The 16,627-nt window shown below is 59.3% G+C and carries 17 protein-coding genes; all 17 read left to right on the forward strand.

Going from position 1 to position 16,627, the window contains the following annotated elements; genetic code table 11:
* The first annotated feature begins 812 nt into the window (after window positions 1-812).
* The 17 genes from JGR64_RS00160 (at window position 813) to JGR64_RS00240 (ending at window position 16,559) form a co-directional block, all read left to right on the forward strand.
* Window positions 813-1,202: a hypothetical protein gene (locus JGR64_RS00160; protein WP_199375779.1), complete on the forward strand. Its 390-nt coding sequence runs from the start codon at window positions 813-815 to the stop codon at window positions 1,200-1,202.
* A 138-nt stretch (window positions 1,203-1,340) separates the two neighbouring features.
* Entirely contained in the window at window positions 1,341-1,709 is a 369-nt protein-coding gene (locus tag JGR64_RS00165; RefSeq protein WP_255531439.1) for a VOC family protein, read from the forward strand.
* A gap of 125 nt (window positions 1,710-1,834) precedes the next feature.
* Window positions 1,835-2,362, forward strand: a complete 528-nt coding sequence (locus JGR64_RS00170; protein WP_199375781.1) for a DUF2726 domain-containing protein — start codon at window positions 1,835-1,837, stop codon at window positions 2,360-2,362.
* 58 nt (window positions 2,363-2,420) lie between these two features.
* The gene (locus JGR64_RS00175) at window positions 2,421-2,915 is read left to right on the forward strand and encodes a hypothetical protein (RefSeq protein ID WP_199375782.1); all 495 of its coding nucleotides are present in this window, start codon (window positions 2,421-2,423) and stop codon (window positions 2,913-2,915) included.
* Window positions 2,916-2,932: 17 nt separating this feature from the next.
* Entirely contained in the window at window positions 2,933-3,208 is a 276-nt protein-coding gene (locus JGR64_RS00180) for a hypothetical protein (RefSeq protein WP_199375783.1), read from the forward strand.
* 2,317 nt (window positions 3,209-5,525) lie between these two features.
* A complete protein-coding gene (locus JGR64_RS00185; RefSeq protein ID WP_199375769.1) occupies window positions 5,526-5,843 on the forward strand; it encodes a hypothetical protein in 318 nt (105 codons plus the stop codon).
* Between the two features lie 2,776 nt (window positions 5,844-8,619).
* The gene (locus JGR64_RS00190) at window positions 8,620-10,128 is read left to right on the forward strand and encodes an RNA-directed DNA polymerase (RefSeq protein WP_199375768.1); all 1,509 of its coding nucleotides are present in this window, start codon (window positions 8,620-8,622) and stop codon (window positions 10,126-10,128) included.
* 69 nt (window positions 10,129-10,197) lie between these two features.
* Complete coding sequence (locus tag JGR64_RS00195; protein WP_199375767.1) at window positions 10,198-10,719, forward strand: hypothetical protein; 522 nt, start codon at window positions 10,198-10,200, stop codon at window positions 10,717-10,719.
* 147 nt (window positions 10,720-10,866) lie between these two features.
* Window positions 10,867-11,232 (forward strand): hypothetical protein, encoded by a 366-nt coding sequence (locus JGR64_RS00200; RefSeq protein WP_199375766.1) that lies wholly within the window; start codon window positions 10,867-10,869, stop codon window positions 11,230-11,232.
* Between the two features lie 77 nt (window positions 11,233-11,309).
* Entirely contained in the window at window positions 11,310-11,780 is a 471-nt protein-coding gene (locus tag JGR64_RS00205) for an RDD family protein (RefSeq protein ID WP_199375765.1), read from the forward strand.
* Between the two features lie 86 nt (window positions 11,781-11,866).
* Window positions 11,867-12,277, forward strand: coding sequence for an MAPEG family protein (locus JGR64_RS00210; protein ID WP_199375764.1), 411 nt, complete (start codon window positions 11,867-11,869; stop codon window positions 12,275-12,277).
* A 68-nt stretch (window positions 12,278-12,345) separates the two neighbouring features.
* Entirely contained in the window at window positions 12,346-12,786 is a 441-nt protein-coding gene (locus tag JGR64_RS00215) for a hypothetical protein (RefSeq protein ID WP_199375763.1), read from the forward strand.
* Window positions 12,787-12,862: 76 nt separating this feature from the next.
* A complete protein-coding gene (locus tag JGR64_RS00220) occupies window positions 12,863-13,276 on the forward strand; it encodes a hypothetical protein (RefSeq protein ID WP_234446969.1) in 414 nt (137 codons plus the stop codon).
* Between the two features lie 25 nt (window positions 13,277-13,301).
* Window positions 13,302-13,751, forward strand: a complete 450-nt coding sequence (locus JGR64_RS00225) for a hypothetical protein (protein ID WP_199375761.1) — start codon at window positions 13,302-13,304, stop codon at window positions 13,749-13,751.
* Between the two features lie 961 nt (window positions 13,752-14,712).
* On the forward strand, window positions 14,713-15,207 hold the full coding sequence (locus JGR64_RS00230) for a hypothetical protein (protein ID WP_199375770.1): 495 nt from the start codon (window positions 14,713-14,715) through the stop codon (window positions 15,205-15,207).
* Between the two features lie 65 nt (window positions 15,208-15,272).
* Window positions 15,273-15,755, forward strand: a complete 483-nt coding sequence (locus tag JGR64_RS00235; RefSeq protein WP_199375771.1) for a hypothetical protein — start codon at window positions 15,273-15,275, stop codon at window positions 15,753-15,755.
* 471 nt (window positions 15,756-16,226) lie between these two features.
* Window positions 16,227-16,559: a hypothetical protein gene (locus tag JGR64_RS00240; RefSeq protein ID WP_199375772.1), complete on the forward strand. Its 333-nt coding sequence runs from the start codon at window positions 16,227-16,229 to the stop codon at window positions 16,557-16,559.
* The last annotated feature ends 68 nt before the right edge of the window (window positions 16,560-16,627 follow it).

A 16,627-nucleotide genomic window follows, 5' to 3' on the forward strand; every position in this document is an offset into this window, starting at 1 on the left:
TATGACAGTGCGTCGCAATGTTATTGCTGCAGTCCTCGTCTTTGGCGGCGCATTGCTGTTCGCCATGTCGCTCACTGGGCTTCTTCTTCCCCTGCTGTATCCCTCGCTAAGTGGCACGTACACCGGCACGTACCTGGTCGTTCCGGTCGCGGTGCCCATCATCTTTGTTGCCGGCTCGTTGCTCGTGCTGGCGGGTTCCATTGCGGCTCGCCGCAGGGTGTTGGGCAAGGCAGCCAGCGGGCACCGCCGTGCCTGCGCGGCCGCTATGCTTCTCACTGCAGCTGCATGGTGCACACTTGGTGCGTCATTCGCGGTCGCTGGAGCGTGGTCAGCGGCCTAACAATTCATTCAAACCGACACCGCTTCGCGGTGCGGCTTAATTCAGGCGTTGGCCGCTCAGAGCTTCAGTGTGTAGGCCGCGGTGACCTTTCCGCTGGCGGCTTCGTCTGAGCACCAGAGCGCTCGAGCGAGACAATGCGGGTGCGTGTGAGAGCTTCGTCGGGACATTTCGCTCGCGGTGTCGGTGTCTAGCTAGGCATCTTCGGCTTCGTGCGCTGCGCTCTCACTAGCTACGCTGCGCTCCGCCCAAGCAGTCGCATCGGCCAGTTCACGGTGTGGGTTCGTGGCCGCGAGGCCGGCCTTTCCCGGCTTCGGCCAGGGGAACGCCACGCGGCGGGCCTGCTTGTGGCACCGGCTTCGGGTGACTGCGGGCTTGGTGGCAAGCGAGTCGGCTTCGGCTAGAGTTGGCGTCCAACAGTTCATTCAAGCCGACGCCGCTTCGCGTCGCGGCTTAATTCAGGTGTTAGGCGCGCATGGAAGCTCTCGAGATCACATTCAAGCTACTGGCGATTCTCTACTCGGTCTGCGGGATCTTACTGCTCGCCCTTACCACCGGTGAGGGGTTCCAGCAGATCTGCATCTATGAAGGTCGAAACCCGCTTGTCGGCGACATGCTTAAGCACTTGGCAAACGGCTCGGGCTTGGCTCTCGTGGTCTGTGGCTTCGCGGCGTTCAAGCTTCCAATTGCCGCGGTGGCCCTGGTTTGGGTATCGTTGGTTTGTCACTTGCTGACAGGGGTCGTGGATTCTGTGGCGAGCCGGGTATGGCCAAAATTTTGCGTGGCCTGCGCCGTCAACTTTGCAGTTCGCGCTTCCGCGGCAGTTGCTCTTACGTTGCTGTACCAGCACGGGTTGCGCGCCTAACAATGCGTTCAAGCCGACACCGCATCGGGCCGCAAACCACATGGCAGGTACAGCTTGCCATGTGCTTCACGCCCCGCTGCGGCGCGGCTTAACTTAGGTGTTAGGCCGCTGGGGAGGGCTGCGGTGAACTTGAACCAAGTGACACTTCCGGCGGTGGACATCGACGCATCCGTCGCGTTCTACAAAGGCATGGGCTTCGCGCTGATCGTCCTCTCGCCCCATTACGCCAGGTTCGAATGTCCTGAGGGCGACGCCACCTTCTCGGTCCACCTGTCAGTCGACCCTTCGGGTGCGAGCGGAGTAGTTGTGTACTTCGAGTGTTCGGACCTAGATGTGCGGGTTGCGGAACTCCAGGGGCGCGGCTACGTCTTCTCCAAGCCACCCACGGATGAGCGCTGGCTTTGGCGGGAGGCTCGGCTCCAAGATCCATCCGGCAACACCCTCTGCCTCTTCTGGGCCGGCCAGAACCGCAAGAACCCGCCTTGGCGCGTCTCGGCAGCGGCCTAACAATGCGTTCAAGCCGAAGCCGCTTCGTTACGCAAAGCACATGGCAGGAAAAGCTTGCCATGTGCTTTGCTCCACTGCGCGTCTCGGCTTAACTTAGGCGTTAGGTGCCAAGGGGGGCGCATCGCATGTCGTCAGGGTTTCTGCTGCTTGCTCTCGCATTCGTAGTCTTCATCGTTCTTGCAGCTCTCAAGAGCAAGCAAGGCGCTGCTGGCTCAGTCGGGCTCCACTACATGCCGGCCAAAACGCTCTTCTCAGCCGCGGAACGTTCGTTCCTCGGCATTCTCGACCAAGCTGTTGGTCCAGAGCATCGCGTTTTTGGCAAGGTTCGTGTCGCTGACGTTGCAGCGGTCAAACCCGGCCTAGGCAACGCTGCTCGCCAAGGTGCCCTCAATCGCATCGCGTACAAGCACTTTGATTTTCTTGTGTGCCGGGCGAGCGATCTAGCCATCGTCTGTGTCGTGGAGCTAAACGACAAATCGCATTCCAGTCGGCGGGCACAGTCCCGAGACGACCTGTTGGTCAAAGTGTGTAAGACCATCAATCTGCCTCTGCTCATGGTTCCAGCCAAGCAGGCATACTCGCCACAAGACATCCGCTCGCAGTTCTTGGCGGCCGTCACTCCGCCGCAAGCGGGTGCGTCGGTTGGCACCTAACAATTCATTCAAGCCGACGCCGCTTCGCGGCGCGGCTTAATTCAGGCGTTAGCGCCCTATGGCAATTGATCAGCAAGCTCGAACATTGTTAGCTCAGTCCACGCGCTGGCTGGTAGGTGCGCGCATCACCAATTATCAGTTTGATGATGCAATTCCAAAGTCAGACGATCCTGCAATCCGGGAGATCTACGGCCAGTTCTTGTGGCTGCTCTACTGCGATCTCCGCGAGCACCGCTTGACTGGCTCTGACAGTCTGGCGCCTGCTCAGAGAGATGTCGCAACTCGCTGCGTTCTATTTCTCAAGTCCGGCTTGCCCTATCCATGGCCAACCCTCTCTCGTCCAATGTCAGCTCTGCTCACTCTTGGCAACCTACTTACGCTCGGCTTGGCCGGACGCATCTACTTCCATCGCCTTTCAGCGGCAGGCGACATGACTTTTTGGCCGTTCTTGTCAGCGTCGCAGTACTCTGCTGCCTTGGATTCGCCCGTTTATTTGTCCGGGGTGGGCGCTAACAATTCATTCAAGCCGACGCCGCTTCGCGGCGCGGCTTAATTCAGGTGTTAGGCCTCATGACACACGACCCCGCTGATCTGGTTTCAGAAGCTCTCCAGGGGCGTTGTGGCTCGCTCACCACAGCCACCCTTGCTGGAGGAAAGAGCATCGAAATCCACAATATCGCTTGGGGTCGCGACATGGGCGAGCTGTTTGATCACATCACCACCAACATTTCGCCGTCGCCGAGCGTCCCACACACCGTAGACGTCTTCACTACGGACAAGGTTTTGGTTTTGATAGCGTCGGAGTCAGGGGCAGTGCTGTACCGCAGGGCCGCGGATGAGGCCTAACAATTCATTCAAGCCGACACCGCTTCGCGGCGCGGCTTAATTCAGGTGTTAGACCTCTAATGAAACTAATCGCGATATTTGCCCTTCTTTTCCCCACCGACGTTATCGCGCATGATTTGGCGCCCGTGGACAAGCCGGAGCTCGCTACTGTTCTCGGCTTACTCGACGAACTGGCAACAACGCCTCCAGCTTCAGATCAGCCGTACATTGTTCGCATCTATGCAGCACCAACTTCTGTTGGTGAGTGCGGTGGCACGGTCGCCTCTTGTCCTGACGTGAGGCTGTTCATGACTGCCTCGCACGGAGATCTTGAGGAGACTCCGGTTCTATATCAACTTCCCACGCAGAAAGGTTGGGAGTTCAAGGGTTGGTCCAGTCCAGTCACTTCGGGTAATACCCGCATGGCAAGCTTTATCGTGCGCACTACGCTGCCAGAGACAAACATTGATCTCGCAGCCCGCAAAGCTTGGCGCCCGCAGGAGTATCGTGTCCTTGTCAGCCCAGAGTCGGCCTCGTATGTTCGACGCTAGAGGTCTAACAATTCGTTCAAGCCGAACCCGCTTCGTTCCGGCAACGGCGCGGCAGAAAAAGCTTGCCACGCCGTTGCCTGCACTACGCAGGTCGGCTTAACTCAGACGTTAGGCGCCATGCCAATAGGTCGCGCAATCCTTAGGAGCGTTACGTTCCTGGCTGGAGCGGTGTTCGCCTTTGCCGGGACGGGCATTCTTGTAGCCATTGGGTCCGGTGACGTGCGGGGTGGGGTGCAGGGTGTCGGGTTCCTCGTGGTCGCAGCGCCTTGCATCGCCTATCCCTTCTCGTCGCGCTTGGCCTCCGCACTGTTTGCTCTCGCTCTGGCAGGCTTCGCAATCTCAATGTTGTTCCTCGCATTCGGTGCAGACATGGCACCAGTTCAATCGACACTGTTCCAGGTCGCGGCCAGCTCCTTCTCGGCTATTCTGGCGCTTAGGTTCTGGCTGGCCCATCGGCGCCATAGGCGCGTCCGTGGCGCCTAACAATTCATTCAAGCCGACACCGCTTCGCGGCGCGGCTTAATTCAGGCGTTGGCCGCTAAGAGCTCGCAAACTGTTGTTCTCGGCTGGCCGCGCATCAGGCTTCACACAAGTATCAGAGCGCACGAACGCGACGTTCTCGGCGCGTGAGAGGGCTTCGGCGGGACCTGCCGCACGCGCGATGCGAGCTGCAATCCCGCCTTTATGGGCTTCGGACTGTGCGCTGCCACCAGTGGGTTCGCGCTTCGACCACGCGGTCGCACTTGGCTGGTCCACGGTGCAGGTTCCCGACCGCGCAGGGGCGATTCTCCGGGTTCGGAGGCAGCGGCGTGGGATTCAAGGCGCAAGAGTGGCGATTCCTTCGGGAGGCTGCCAAGCAGGTGGCAAGCCCCCCAGCTTCGGCTACAGTCGGCGTCCAACAATTCATTCAAGCCGACGCCGCTTCGCGGCGCGGCTTAATTCAGGCGTTGGCCGCTAAGTGCTTCAGCGTGTAGCCCGCGATGGCTCGACCGCTTGCGGCTTCGTCTGAGCATCAGAGCGCACGATCGACACAGCGCGGGCGCGTGCGAGAGCTTCGCCGGGACACCTCGCCCGCGATGCGGTTGTCTAGTCAGGCATCTTCGGCTTCGGGCTCTGCGATTTCACTAGCTACGTTTCGCTCTGCCCACGCAGTCGCATCGGAGAGTTCACGGTGTGAGTTCGTGGCCGCGAGGCCGGCCTCTCCCGGCTTCGGAGAGGGCAATCCCACGTGCTTGGCCTGTTTGTAGCACCGGCTTCGTGCGGCGGCAGGCTCGGTGGCAAGCGGGCCTGCTTCGGCTAGAGTTGGCGTCCAACAATTCATTCAAGCCGACACCGCTTCGCGGCGCGGCTTAATTCAGGCGTTGGCCGCTCAGAGCTTCAGTGTGTAGGCCGCGGTGACCTTTCCGCTTGCGGCTTCGTCTGAGCATCAGAGCGCACGATCGAGACAGCGCGGGTGCGTGCGAGAGTTTCGCCGGGACATTTCGCTCGCGGTGTCGGTGTCTAGCCAGGCATCTTCGGCTTCGTGCGCTGCGCTCTCACTAGCTACGCTGCGCTCCGCCCAAGCAATCGCATCGGCTAGTTCACGGTGTGGGTTCGTGGCCGCGAGGCCGGCCTTTCCCGGCTTCGGCCAGGGTGACGCCACGCGGCGGGCGTCGTCGTGGCACCGGCTTCGCGTCGCCGCGGGCTGGTCCCAGGCACCTCGGCTTCGGCTAGAGTTGGCGTCCAACAATTCATTCAAGCCGACGCCGCTTCGCGGCGCGGCTTAATTCAGGCGTTAGGCGGACATCATGGACTTCCTCGTTCCCGTAGCTCTCGTCGTTGCAGTCCTGGCGGCTCTCATGATCTATCGAAGACTTGCGGCTAACGGAACCACAAGGCAACAGAACGCAAGACTGGTTGAACGGCAGAAGGCAATCCAGTCCGCGATCGACAAGCTCGGATCTACTCTCAAGAGCGGCAGCACCACGATCCAGCAAGGCGACGACGCTATGCGAATTGCACGTGATGCACTTCACCAGCTGGATGCTCAAGGAGACCTTTCGGAGCTGATCGCTGACAATGAGCAGTTCTTCAAGGAGTGGCGGGCATCCCGGGTGTCCGCCTAACAATGCGTTCAAGCCGAACCCGCTTCGTTACGCGGCCCAGGCGGCAGGTAAAGCTTGCCACCTGGTCCACTCCACTGCGCGGGTCGGCTTAACTTAGGCGTTAGGCGCGCTATCGCACCGCATGGAGGCATGAAGTGAAACTAACGGCATCCGAAGTCCGTCATTTCAAGAACGTGTTGTGGGGCACTCGCTTTTGGGCGTGGTTTCGCTGGGTGCTCTTGCTGGTTCTTGGCTACACCGCCGCCGCACACTTCACTGGCTGGAAGCCTTTAGCCCGAACTGACTGGCTGGCCGCAGGCGCGGTCTACCTGCTGGTCGCTTGGCCAGGCTTGTGCCGCACATACGTGTTTCATACGCTTCACCGTGTGGTGGCGCAGGATCCAGAGGCACGGGCACAGCTCGCTGCTGCTGGTGTGAAAGAGTTCGCGTCTGACACGTCGGGTGGGCGCGCCTAACAATGCGTTCAAGCCGACGCCGCATCGGGTCGCAAACCACATGGCAGGTACAGCTTGCCATGTGCTTCACGCCCCGCTTCGGCGCGGCTTAACTTAGGCGTTAGGCCCCTCGATGGCACGTTCTCGGCAAGTTCTCATCGCAGGCATCTTGGGAGTGCTCTCTGCGCTCGCTACTGGCTACCTATTCGTGTCGGCAACAGCGTCGGCCTCATTGCGCTTCTGGCACTGCGGACCGAGCTCCCTGGAGCATCCGGAGGCGTGGTGCCGGACTGGCACTTACCTCCTTCTGGCCTCGTACGGAGCGGCAGCTTTGACACTACTGCTAGGCGTTACAACACTGTGGCTGCATACCCGACGGGCTCGAGGGCCCTAACAATGCGTTCAAGCCGACACCGCTTCGTTACGCAAACCACATGGCAGGAAGAGCTTGCCATGTGCTTTGCTCCACTGCGCGGCGCGGCTTAACTTAGGTGTTAGGCCCCGAGGGCAAGTATGTCGCAAGCTCTGACACAGCCTTACTGGAAGCGCGTCGTGATCGCACTGTGCGCTGCGGCGTTTCTCGTGCTCGCCTGCTCACTGTCGATGCAGCCTCATGTGCTCAAAGAGCCGGAGTGGTTGCTCGCTGTGGCAACCGGAGTGCTAGTCGCCTCCGTCCCAGGAGCAGCGTTGTCTGCGTTGGCCTTCAGGCGAAGCCAGCTTGCCCTTATCCTGGGCGCTCAGTTCTTGACCGTGGTGGCCCTAGCTGCCTGGTTCGGGCTCAGGGCCTAACAATGCGTTCAAGCCGAAACCGCTTCGTTCCGCAAAGCACATGGCAGGTACAGCTTGCCATGTGCTTCGCTCCACTGCGCGTTTCGGCTTAACTTAGGCGTTAGGCCGCTCATGCATCGACTCGGACACTTGGTAGACGGCGATTGGATCGCTCACTCTCATGCCCCGGTCTTCGAATCGGCAGATCGAATTGTCGCGGGCGTTCCTGGCGGCGATCCAGCGGTCTTTGAGCGGATGGTGGAGTGCTTAGAGCCTCCGTACCACTTGCTTTACGTGCTACACACTACGCGCGGCGAGGGCCAGCTGGGGCGGTATAAAAGTCCAGCCCTATCGCTAGCTCAGGTTCATGAGTTCTTGATCACGTTTGGCCCGTTCCTTTCAGCGGATGCTCGCTTTGACCTGTGGGCCTACTCACCGAGCGACAGTGCTACCGTCGTTTGGGACCGCCACAATCAACTGTTTGCCTATGGTCCGCTTGAGAGATTCTCTAAAGCGCTGCGCTCCCTCGGATTCACTCTGGGCCACCCATCAGTTCCAACGCCTCATGAGCACAACTATCGTGCGGAGTTCGATGGTCTGGCTAAGGGCGTCTTGGGTGCGTTCAACTGGCTACACTCTCCGCTTCGGCCAGAGGACGAGCAATGACGCCGCGGCCTAACAAATCATTCAAGCCGATGCCGCTTCGCGGCACGGCTTAATTCTGGTGTTGGCCGCTCAGAGCTTCAGTGTGTAGGCCGCGGTGACCTCTCCGCTGGCGGCTTCGTCTGAGCACCAGAGCGCTCGAGCGAGACAATGCGGGTGCGTGTGAGAGCTTCGCCGGGACATCTCGCTCGCGGTGTCGGTGTCTAGCCAGGCATCTTCGGCTTCGTGCGCTGCGCTCTCACTAGCTACGCGTCGCTCCGCGCACGCAGTCGCAATGGAGAGTCTACGGTGAGGGTTCGTGGCCGCGAGGCCGGCCTTTCCCGGCTTCGGCCAGGGCGACGCCCCGCGGCGGGCGTAGTCGTGGCACCGGCTTCGCGTCGGCGCGGGCTGGTCGCAGGCACCTTGGCTTCGGCTAGAGTTGGCGTCCAACAATTCATTCAAGCCGACGCCGCTTCGCGTCGCGGCTTAATTCAGGCGTTGGCCGCTTAGAGCTTCAGTGTGTAGGCCGCGGTGACCTTTCCGCTGGCGGCTTCGTCTGAGTACCAGAGCGCTCGAGCGAGACAATGCGGGTGCGTGTGAGAGCTTCGTCGGGACATCTCGCTCGCGGTGTGGGTGTCTAGCCAGGCATCTTCAGCTTCGAGCGCTACGCTCTCACTCGCTACGCTGCGCTCCGCCCAAGCAGTCGCATCGGATAGTTCACGGTGTGGGTTCGTGGCCGCGAGGCCGGCCTTTCCGGGCTTCGGCCAGGGGAACGCCACGCGGCGGGCCTGCTTGTGGCATCGGCTTCGGGTGACTGCGGGCTTGGTGGCAAGCGAGTCGGCTTGGGCTAGAGTTGGCGTCCAACAATTCATTCAAGCCGACGCCGCTTCGCGGCGCGGCTTAATTCAGGCGTTAGCTGTCAGGGGAGTTTCATGGCTACGTTGAACGACGCAGACCTTGAGTTTGCAAAGTCTCACATCGAAAGGTTCTACGATTCCGACTTCTTTCCGAAACACTTCGAGTTTGAAGCTCTTTGGAGGTACTGGCCCGAAGTCAAACATGAACTAGGGTCAAAGAATATACCCAAACTTCAAGCGCTCCAGCCGCGCAGCGCAACGATACCCAAAGCGCGGGGGGGCTTCCGGGTTGTCCATCAACTCGAGCCGCTGGAAGCAATTTGCTACACCGCAATGGCGCATCGCGTTTCGCAAGCCGTGGAGTCAAACAGGCCATCGAAGCGCAAGCGAGTTGCGTGCTCCTACCGGATCAAGATTGAAAACGGCAGCTTCTTCGCGCATGGCTCTGGCTGGCGGAACTTCAGTAAAAAAAGCGCCGAAATGGCAGCAAGCTACAAGCACGTAGTCACAACGGACGTCACGGATTTCTACAATCAGATCTACCTTCACCGCCTACAGAACTCCATCGAGACATGTGATACCGGTCTCGCCAGCTTCTCAAAGGAAGTGGAATCGTTCATAACTGCATTCAATGACAAGACTTCACAAGGCGTACCTGTTGGGCCTGCCGCAAGCATGGTTTTTGCAGAGGCGCTAATGATCGACATTGATGCGTTCATCAGCCAATGCGGTGTAAAGCACACTCGATATGTGGATGATATCCGCATGTTCGGCAATTCAAGCACCAAACTTAGCGCGGCTCTTGAGGCACTTACGAAGTATCTATATCGAAGTCATCGTCTCACTCTGGCAACGGAAAAGACGGAGCAAATGAGCAGTGAAGAATTCGTAGAGAAGTTCCTCGAGAGCAAGTATGAATCTGATCGTGAGGATCTGAAGGAAAGCCTGGACCAGTTCAGTCCTTATGGCGACCCGAACGCTGACGAGTTTGAAGACGAAGAAGAAGCCGACCATCTCCAGGACGCCCTCGATCAAATTCTTGGCTTCGAAACCCTCGATTTGGGATTAGCCAGAAGCCTGCTTCGCACTGCGCGAAGGCACAGGTACACCGATTTTGCAGAAGAAATTATCGACAACTTTGACTTCTTTGCGCCCGTCTGCCCAGATGTCTTCTTGTACCTCATGGAGGCCGGCGACTCGGAGTTAGAAAGATCTTTGTACGCAAGTCTAAGATCTGCAACTAACAGTGCAGCTGCGCAGTGCGATCTCGTTCGGTATTGGCTCGAGCATTACATTGCGCAAAGCCCAACACTGCTTCGCTCCGCGCCTCTCAACCGCTTCGTGATGGCAAGCGGTAGCTTTGAGAATGTCGCACTCGCGGCTCGCACTTCGAACAATGTTTCGTGGGTGAGAATGAACAAGGCTGGCGTGAGCAACTTGGGCGGCAAGGCACGACGCGCACTGATGAACGCGTCGAGGGTACTGTCCGCGGATGAGCGGACAAACTGGCTAAGAGTAGTAGCGAATAATGCACAAAGCCCGCTCGATAAGTGGGTAGCGAACTGGGTAAGAGAGACGAGCTGACAGCTAACAAATCATTCAAGCCGATGCCGCTTCGCGGCACGGCTTAATTCTGGTGTTATGCGCATCCAAATGTCCACGTACGCCGAACTCTTGTTCGCCGTTCTCATGATCGCCTCGATCACAAGCTGCAAGGCTGCCGATGAGTCGGTAGACCTATTGCTCAAGCCGGCACAAGGCTGGATCTTGGTGGAGAACGGGAGCGCGGCGGACGTGAAGGCGGCTATTAGCGACTACGGCGCGCTTGTCATGGAGGAGCGTCCTGGCATCTTCCTAGTTGAGTTGCATCCTCAAAGTAGCGGTGCGGTGGCTGTAGTGTTGCCAGGCGGCCTTCCTGCCTACGATCTGGCGAATATGACGGGTTGGCTAAGCGCCCCGCCAGATCAAGAGGACGTGTATGGCGCCGCTTCCTGGATCACATCTCCAAGCAGCGGGGTCAAGTATTACCTAGAGCCGGAGACTAGCAACCCATGGGGCGACACCTTGATTGGCGCAAGCGCGCTCGGGCAGCCGGTTCGCGTCTATCTTCCGGAAACGGGAATGTCGGGCGTTTCTTCGGCCGCCGCAGCCGATCACAATCGAAGTTACGCTTGATACAAGCGTCTCTTTTGGCAACCCGGATTTCGTCGTCAACAGCCCGAGAGACCATAATTGGCGCCAGTAGCGCATAACAATTCATTCAAGCCGACGCCGCATCGCGGCGCGGCTTAATTCAGGCGTTAGGCCTCATAGGAGATTGTGGTGCAAGCTGTGCAAGATAAGGAGCAAGAGAAGTCGCTTGCGATTCAGCTCCTGGAAGAAGGGAAAAGTGTTGCAGAGGTCGTTAACGCCCTCCAGAACCAAGGCTTGGACGAAATAGTTGCCTTTGGCATCGTGTCGGATGCAATTAATCGGCCCCGTCCCGAGGCAGTGTGGGATCCCCGGGAAGACGCGATCGAAAGTCTAAAGATTGGTGCTGCGGTGTTGCTCGGGGCGATCGCAGTAACTGTTGCTACATACGCAATCGCAGGAGCTCGCGGAGGTGGCCGCTACTTTGTCGCAGTCGGAGCATTCATCTTCGCCGGGTACTATTTATTGAAAGGCCTATGGCGTCTGGCACGCAGTTGAGGCCTAACAATTCATTCAAGCCGATGCCGCTTCGCGGCACGGCTTAATTCTGGCGTTAGGCCCCTTAGGAGGTTTCGATGCAAGAGCAAGGTTTGGAGTACGTCGGTTTCTGGCCGCGTGTCGGGGCAAGCATTCTGGATGCGATTCTGGTCATGGTCGTCACCCTGCCGCCTACGGCCCTGATCTACGGATGGGACTACTTCACAGATGAGGAGAGGCCGTTCATTGCTGGGCCTGCCGACCTTCTCATTTCTTGGGTGTTTCCTGCGGTGGCGGTAATCCTCTTCTGGCTCTACCGCCAAGCCACACCTGGCAAGATGGCTGTCTCGGCGCGTGTGGTTGACGCGAGAACGGGGGGAACGATCTCCACCGGGCAGGCCGTGGGCCGCTACTTGGCGTACTTCTTGTCCATGCTTCCCTTGTTTCTCGGTCTTATCTGGGTTGCTTTCGATCCGAAGAAGCAGGGCTGGCACGACAAGCTGGCCGGCACAGTGGTGATTCGGTCCCAGCATAGAGGCCCAGAGCCGGTTCGATTTGGCGGGGCCTAACAATTCATTCAAGCCGACGCCGCTTCGCGGCGCGGCTTAATTCAGGCGTTAGGCCGCTCATTGCGTCAGTTCGGGGAGACTGATCCATGCCGCAAGCTCTGGTTTTGCCAATGGCCGCGCATGTCGCGCTCACGGCATTCCTATACGTGCTGCTCACCGTCGCGCGGGCTCCGGCAGTGTGGGGCTTGGGGCGCCAGGCGGACGGGAGCAACCCGTGGTCCGCCATTGAGCCGCGGATCAGCGCCAATCTGTCCAACCAGTTCGAGTGGCCGCTGTTCTTCCACGTCGCCTGTCTCTTCTTCTTGCAGTTCCAGGCCAGCCAGACAGTTGTTGCCCTCGCTTGGATCTTCGTTGCCGGCCGCGTCCTTCATAGCGCCGTGCAGGTTCTTACCAGCAACGTCCGGCTCAGAGGGCTCGTCTTCACTGTCAACTTCCTGGCAGTACTCGGCCTGTGGTACTTCGTGGTCGCGGCTTCGGGTGCGGCAGCCGCGGCCTAACAATTCATTCAAGCCGACGCCGCTTCGCGGCGCGGCTTAACTCAGGTGTTAGGCCGCTCAAGGAAGACATGGGCAATCCGCTACTAATCTCTGGCGCAGTTCTGAGCGCCGTCGCAGCCCTGCTGCACATTGGCTGCATGGTTTTTGGCGCCTCGTGGTATCGCTTCTTCGGCGCTGGCGAACAGATGGCTCAGCTTGCTGCGGCCGGGAGCTGGCGGCCAACCTTTATCACCTCGGGCATTGTGTTGGTGCTCGCCATATGGTCCCTGTACGCCTTCTCTGGCGCAGGCCTCATTCCGCGACTTCCCTTTGTGCGGCTGGCCTTGTGCGTCATTGCCGGCATCTATCTTCTACGCGGGGTGGTGGGGCTCGCGTTTGCCTCGTTTGCACCCGGCGGCAACGGGCCTGCGTTCTGGTGGTGGAGCTCAGCAATCTGCCTCACAATCGGTGTAGTGCACTTTGTTGGCGCTTGGCAGGCTTGGCCCCAGCTCTCTCAGGCCGCGGCCTAACAATTCATTCAAGCCGACGCCGCTTCGCGGCGCGGCTTAATTCAGGCGTTAGGCCGCAGGGGAGAGTATGAGGCTCGTGTTGCAGGTCGTTCTCTACATGCCGCTGCTATATGGCTACTGGCATGCTCACTCACGACTCGCGCTGTGGGTGCAGTGGCTGCCTGACTTGTTCTCCTCGCGGCCATTCCAGTTGTCTGGGCTTCTCGCCGCCTCTGCCCTTTGCGGCTTGCTGGCCGGCATCGCCTTCTCGGTCCCAGTTGCCCTGCTCTATCGTCAGTACGCCGTTCTTGCTGCCGCTTCGATCTCGCTCATTGGTGCTGCCTTCGACCTCTATCTGATGTCGGTGCCATCTTCCAGGGCATTCACCGTCGCAGCTCTGGTGATCGACTTGCTCGTGTTCGCAGTTGCGCTACCGGCTATTGTCCTGGTGTTTCGCCGGCTGCGGCCTAACAATTCATTCAAGCCGACACCGCTTCGCGGCGCGGCTTAATTCTGGTGTTAGGGCTCACTCCAACGTGAATTCGCTCATCGCAAGAATCGTAACCATCTCTTGGATCGCAATGCTCTTGGCAGGATGTGCTGAAGACAATGCGATGCGTTGCTCACTCTCTGGGCATGTCGATACGGGGCACTGCAGAACTTCGATACTAAATATCGCGGTGGCGCCAGGATCTTACGACCATGAGCAGGTGTTAATCAGCGGATTCGTCGGAGACATCATTAACGATCCTGATGCAACAGTCTTCTTGCTCTACCCGAACTTGATTGCTCGCTCTAATCTGGAGGACACCATGGCGGTAAAGGTGGCAACGTCCGGACGCAAGACGCAAGAATTTAGGTCTGCTGCTGGCACGATCCGCTCCGTTCACGTATATGGCGAGTTTGTGGCCAATACTGGCCGCGGCTCACTTGGCACACTCACCTTCGATTGCGAATTTCACGGGGCCGCAGCGTGTGAGCCCTAACAATGCGTTCAAGCCGACACCGCATCGGGGCGCGAACCACATGGCAGGTAAAGCGTGCCATGTGCCTCACGCCCCGCTGCGGCGCGGCTTAACTTAGGCGTTGGCCGCTCAGAGCTTCAGTGTGTAGGCCTCTCTTACCTTTCCGCTGGCGCCTTCGTCTGAGCACCAGAGCGTTCGAGCGCGACAATGCGGCTGCGTGTGAGAGCTTCGCCGGGACATTTCGCTCGCGGTGTCGGTGTCTAGCCAGGCATCTTCGGCTTCGTGAGCTGCGCTCTCACTAGCTACGCTGCGCTCCGCCCAAGCAGTCGCATCGGCCGGTTCACGGTGTGGGTTCGTGGCCGCGAGGCCGGCCTTTCCCGGCTTCGGCCAGGGGAACGCCACGCGGCGGGCCTGCTTGTGGCACCGGCTTCGGGTGACTGCCGGCTTGGTGGCAAGCGAGTCGGCTTCGGCTAGAGTTGGCGTCCAACAGTTCATTCAAGCCGACGCCGCTTCGCGTCGCGGCTTAATTCAGGTGTTGGCCGCTCAGAGCTTCAGTGTGTAGGCCGCACTGACCTTTCCACTGGCGGCTTCGTTTGAGTACCAGAGCGCTCGAGCGAGACAATTCAGTGCGTGTGAGAGCTTCGCCGGGACATCTCGCTCGCGGTGTCGGTGTCTAGCCAGGCATCTTTGGCTTCGTGCGCTGCGCTCTCACTAGCTACGCTGCGCTCCGCCCAAGCAATCGCATCGGCTAGTTCACGGTGTGGGTTCGTGGCCGCGAGGCCGGCCTTTCCCGGCTTCGGCTAGGGCGACGCCACGCGGCGGGCCTGCTTGTGGCACCGGCTTCGGGTGACTGCGGGCTTGGTGGCAAGCGAGTCGGCTTCGGCTAGAGTTGGCGTCCAACAGTTCATTCAAGCCGACGCCGCTTCGCGTCGCGGCTTAATTCAGGCGTTAGGCTATCACCGAGCAATTAGGGGGTTCGAAAATGAGGCCATGGAGCGTACTGGCTGCAACTCTCTTGCTGAGTTCTTGTGCTTCGGCACCGCCGATTCCACCGGAGTTGCAATACACACCTCCAGTTGGTGACGCATCTTTGCTCGCCACAATCGGCGGAAACATTGTTGACTCTAAAGTTCCGCTCTTCGACAACGAGAACAGTTATACGTACGCGATTGATGGCAAGCGCGTCATGAGCAGAAAGAAGGATTGGGGCCTACCCATTCCTGTTCTGCCTGGTGACAGAACAATTACTGCCGGATTTGAGCAAGGCGTGTATATGGCGTATGCAAAAGTCGATGCAACCCTAGTCGCCGGCCACGCATATCAGGTTCATTCCTCGTGCAACACCCGTGGTCTTGGCGCCAAATTTTCGCATTGCGATTTCTGGATTGTCGATAGCGCGACAGGAAAAGCAATATCCGAGATAGCGCGCGGGGCAATCGGCGGCAGGCCACCGGTGGTCTTGTTGCTGCCAAGATAGCCTAACCATTCATTCAAGCCGACGCCGCTTCGCGGCGCGGCTTAATTCAGGTGTTAGGGCCCAATATGAAGCCTCCGGTTGGATTGCTACTTCTTCTCATGACGAGTCCTGCTTACTCGTGTTTCATCGCACCTGCGCACCTCGCCGCAACCCCGGATGAACTGATCAGTCGGACTGAGACGATTTCGCTGGCGACCGTTGTGAACGCTGAGGCAGCTGGCAACGACATTGTCTATACCTTCCGCACAGTACAGCCCGTCAAGGGGAGCCCTGAAAGCGAGTTCAGAATCATTGGCGAAGCTTTGCTTTACCCAATGCAGAGCGAGAACTTCAACAACCACACAGATCAGGCGTTCTGGGACTCAAGGAACGGTCGCATAACGATGCACCCGGACTGCAAGGTTCACCCTTCATTCTCGGTCGGGGCCACGTATCTGGCCTTCCTTGACAAGCCCTATCACTCGAAGAGCTTTGAGATCATCAACGTTGTTCGCGGTGAGCGACAAGACAAGTGGCTTAAGTACGTACTGGGTCGCGTTGGGCCCTAACAATTCATTCAAGCCGACGCCGCTTCGCGGCGCGGCTTAATTCAGGTGTTGGCCGCTAAGAGCTTCAGCGTGTAGGCCTCGCTGAGCTTTCCGCTGGCGGCTTCGTCTGAGCATCAGAGCGCACGATCGAGACAGCGCGGGCGCGTGCGAGAGCTTCGCCGGGACATGGCGCACGCGATGTGGGTGTCTAGTCAGGCATCTTCGGCTTCGGGCTCTGCGATCTCACTAGCTACGCTTCGCTCTGCCCAGGCAGTCGCATCGGAGAGCTCAAGGGGTGAGTTCGTGGCCGCGAGGCCGGCCTTTCCCGGCTTCGGCCAGGGCGACGCCACGCGGCGGGCGTAGGCGTGGCACCGGCTTCGCGTCGGCGCGGGCTGGTCGCAAGCACCTCGGCTTCGGCTAGAGTTGGCGTCCAACAATTCATTCAAGCCGACGCCGCTTCGCGTCGCGGCTTAATTCAGGCGTTAGGTGGCTATGAACCTTTGGTCGCTTGCTGGTGCAGTCGTGTTCGGGGGCGTCTTCGCTCTTTTCGCTTCCTGGGGCGCGGACAGCATTGACTCTCAGGCCGTACGTGGCACAGCGGCGTTCTTTCTCTTCGGCTTCTACTGCGCGATCGTGATCTTCGCTACCTCGGGCAAGAAGCGGTCGCTCTCACTGCCGGCTCAAACCTTGCTCGGCGTGGCCTTGTCGTGTGCCGTCGCAGCAATCTTTGGCGCAAGCGGTGAGGGCTACGCGCTGGCGGTAGTATTGGGGCTGATTCTCGGCTTTACCGCTGACCGCTGGGTGGCGCACGTGCAGTTGCCGTAGGCGCCACCTAACAATTCATTCAAGCCGACACCGCTTCGCGGCGCGGCTTAATTCAGGCGTTAGGTGTG

The sequence above is a fragment of the Luteimonas sp. MC1572 genome (assembly GCF_016615815.1).
Lineage (GTDB): Bacteria > Pseudomonadota > Gammaproteobacteria > Xanthomonadales > Xanthomonadaceae > Luteimonas.

Coding starts and splice junctions, on each gene's coding strand:
- JGR64_RS00160 (WP_199375779.1), top strand. CDS start 813: ATGGAAGCTCTCGAGATCACATTCAAGCTACTGGCGATTCTCTACTCG.
- JGR64_RS00170 (WP_199375781.1), top strand. CDS start 1,835: ATGTCGTCAGGGTTTCTGCTGCTTGCTCTCGCATTCGTAGTCTTCATC.
- JGR64_RS00175 (WP_199375782.1), top strand. CDS start 2,421: ATGGCAATTGATCAGCAAGCTCGAACATTGTTAGCTCAGTCCACGCGC.
- JGR64_RS00180 (WP_199375783.1), top strand. CDS start 2,933: ATGACACACGACCCCGCTGATCTGGTTTCAGAAGCTCTCCAGGGGCGT.
- JGR64_RS00185 (WP_199375769.1), top strand. CDS start 5,526: ATGGACTTCCTCGTTCCCGTAGCTCTCGTCGTTGCAGTCCTGGCGGCT.
- JGR64_RS00190 (WP_199375768.1), top strand. CDS start 8,620: ATGGCTACGTTGAACGACGCAGACCTTGAGTTTGCAAAGTCTCACATC.
- JGR64_RS00195 (WP_199375767.1), top strand. CDS start 10,198: ATGTCCACGTACGCCGAACTCTTGTTCGCCGTTCTCATGATCGCCTCG.
- JGR64_RS00205 (WP_199375765.1), top strand. CDS start 11,310: ATGCAAGAGCAAGGTTTGGAGTACGTCGGTTTCTGGCCGCGTGTCGGG.
- JGR64_RS00210 (WP_199375764.1), top strand. CDS start 11,867: ATGCCGCAAGCTCTGGTTTTGCCAATGGCCGCGCATGTCGCGCTCACG.
- JGR64_RS00215 (WP_199375763.1), top strand. CDS start 12,346: ATGGGCAATCCGCTACTAATCTCTGGCGCAGTTCTGAGCGCCGTCGCA.
- JGR64_RS00230 (WP_199375770.1), top strand. CDS start 14,713: ATGAGGCCATGGAGCGTACTGGCTGCAACTCTCTTGCTGAGTTCTTGT.
- JGR64_RS00235 (WP_199375771.1), top strand. CDS start 15,273: ATGAAGCCTCCGGTTGGATTGCTACTTCTTCTCATGACGAGTCCTGCT.
- JGR64_RS00240 (WP_199375772.1), top strand. CDS start 16,227: ATGAACCTTTGGTCGCTTGCTGGTGCAGTCGTGTTCGGGGGCGTCTTC.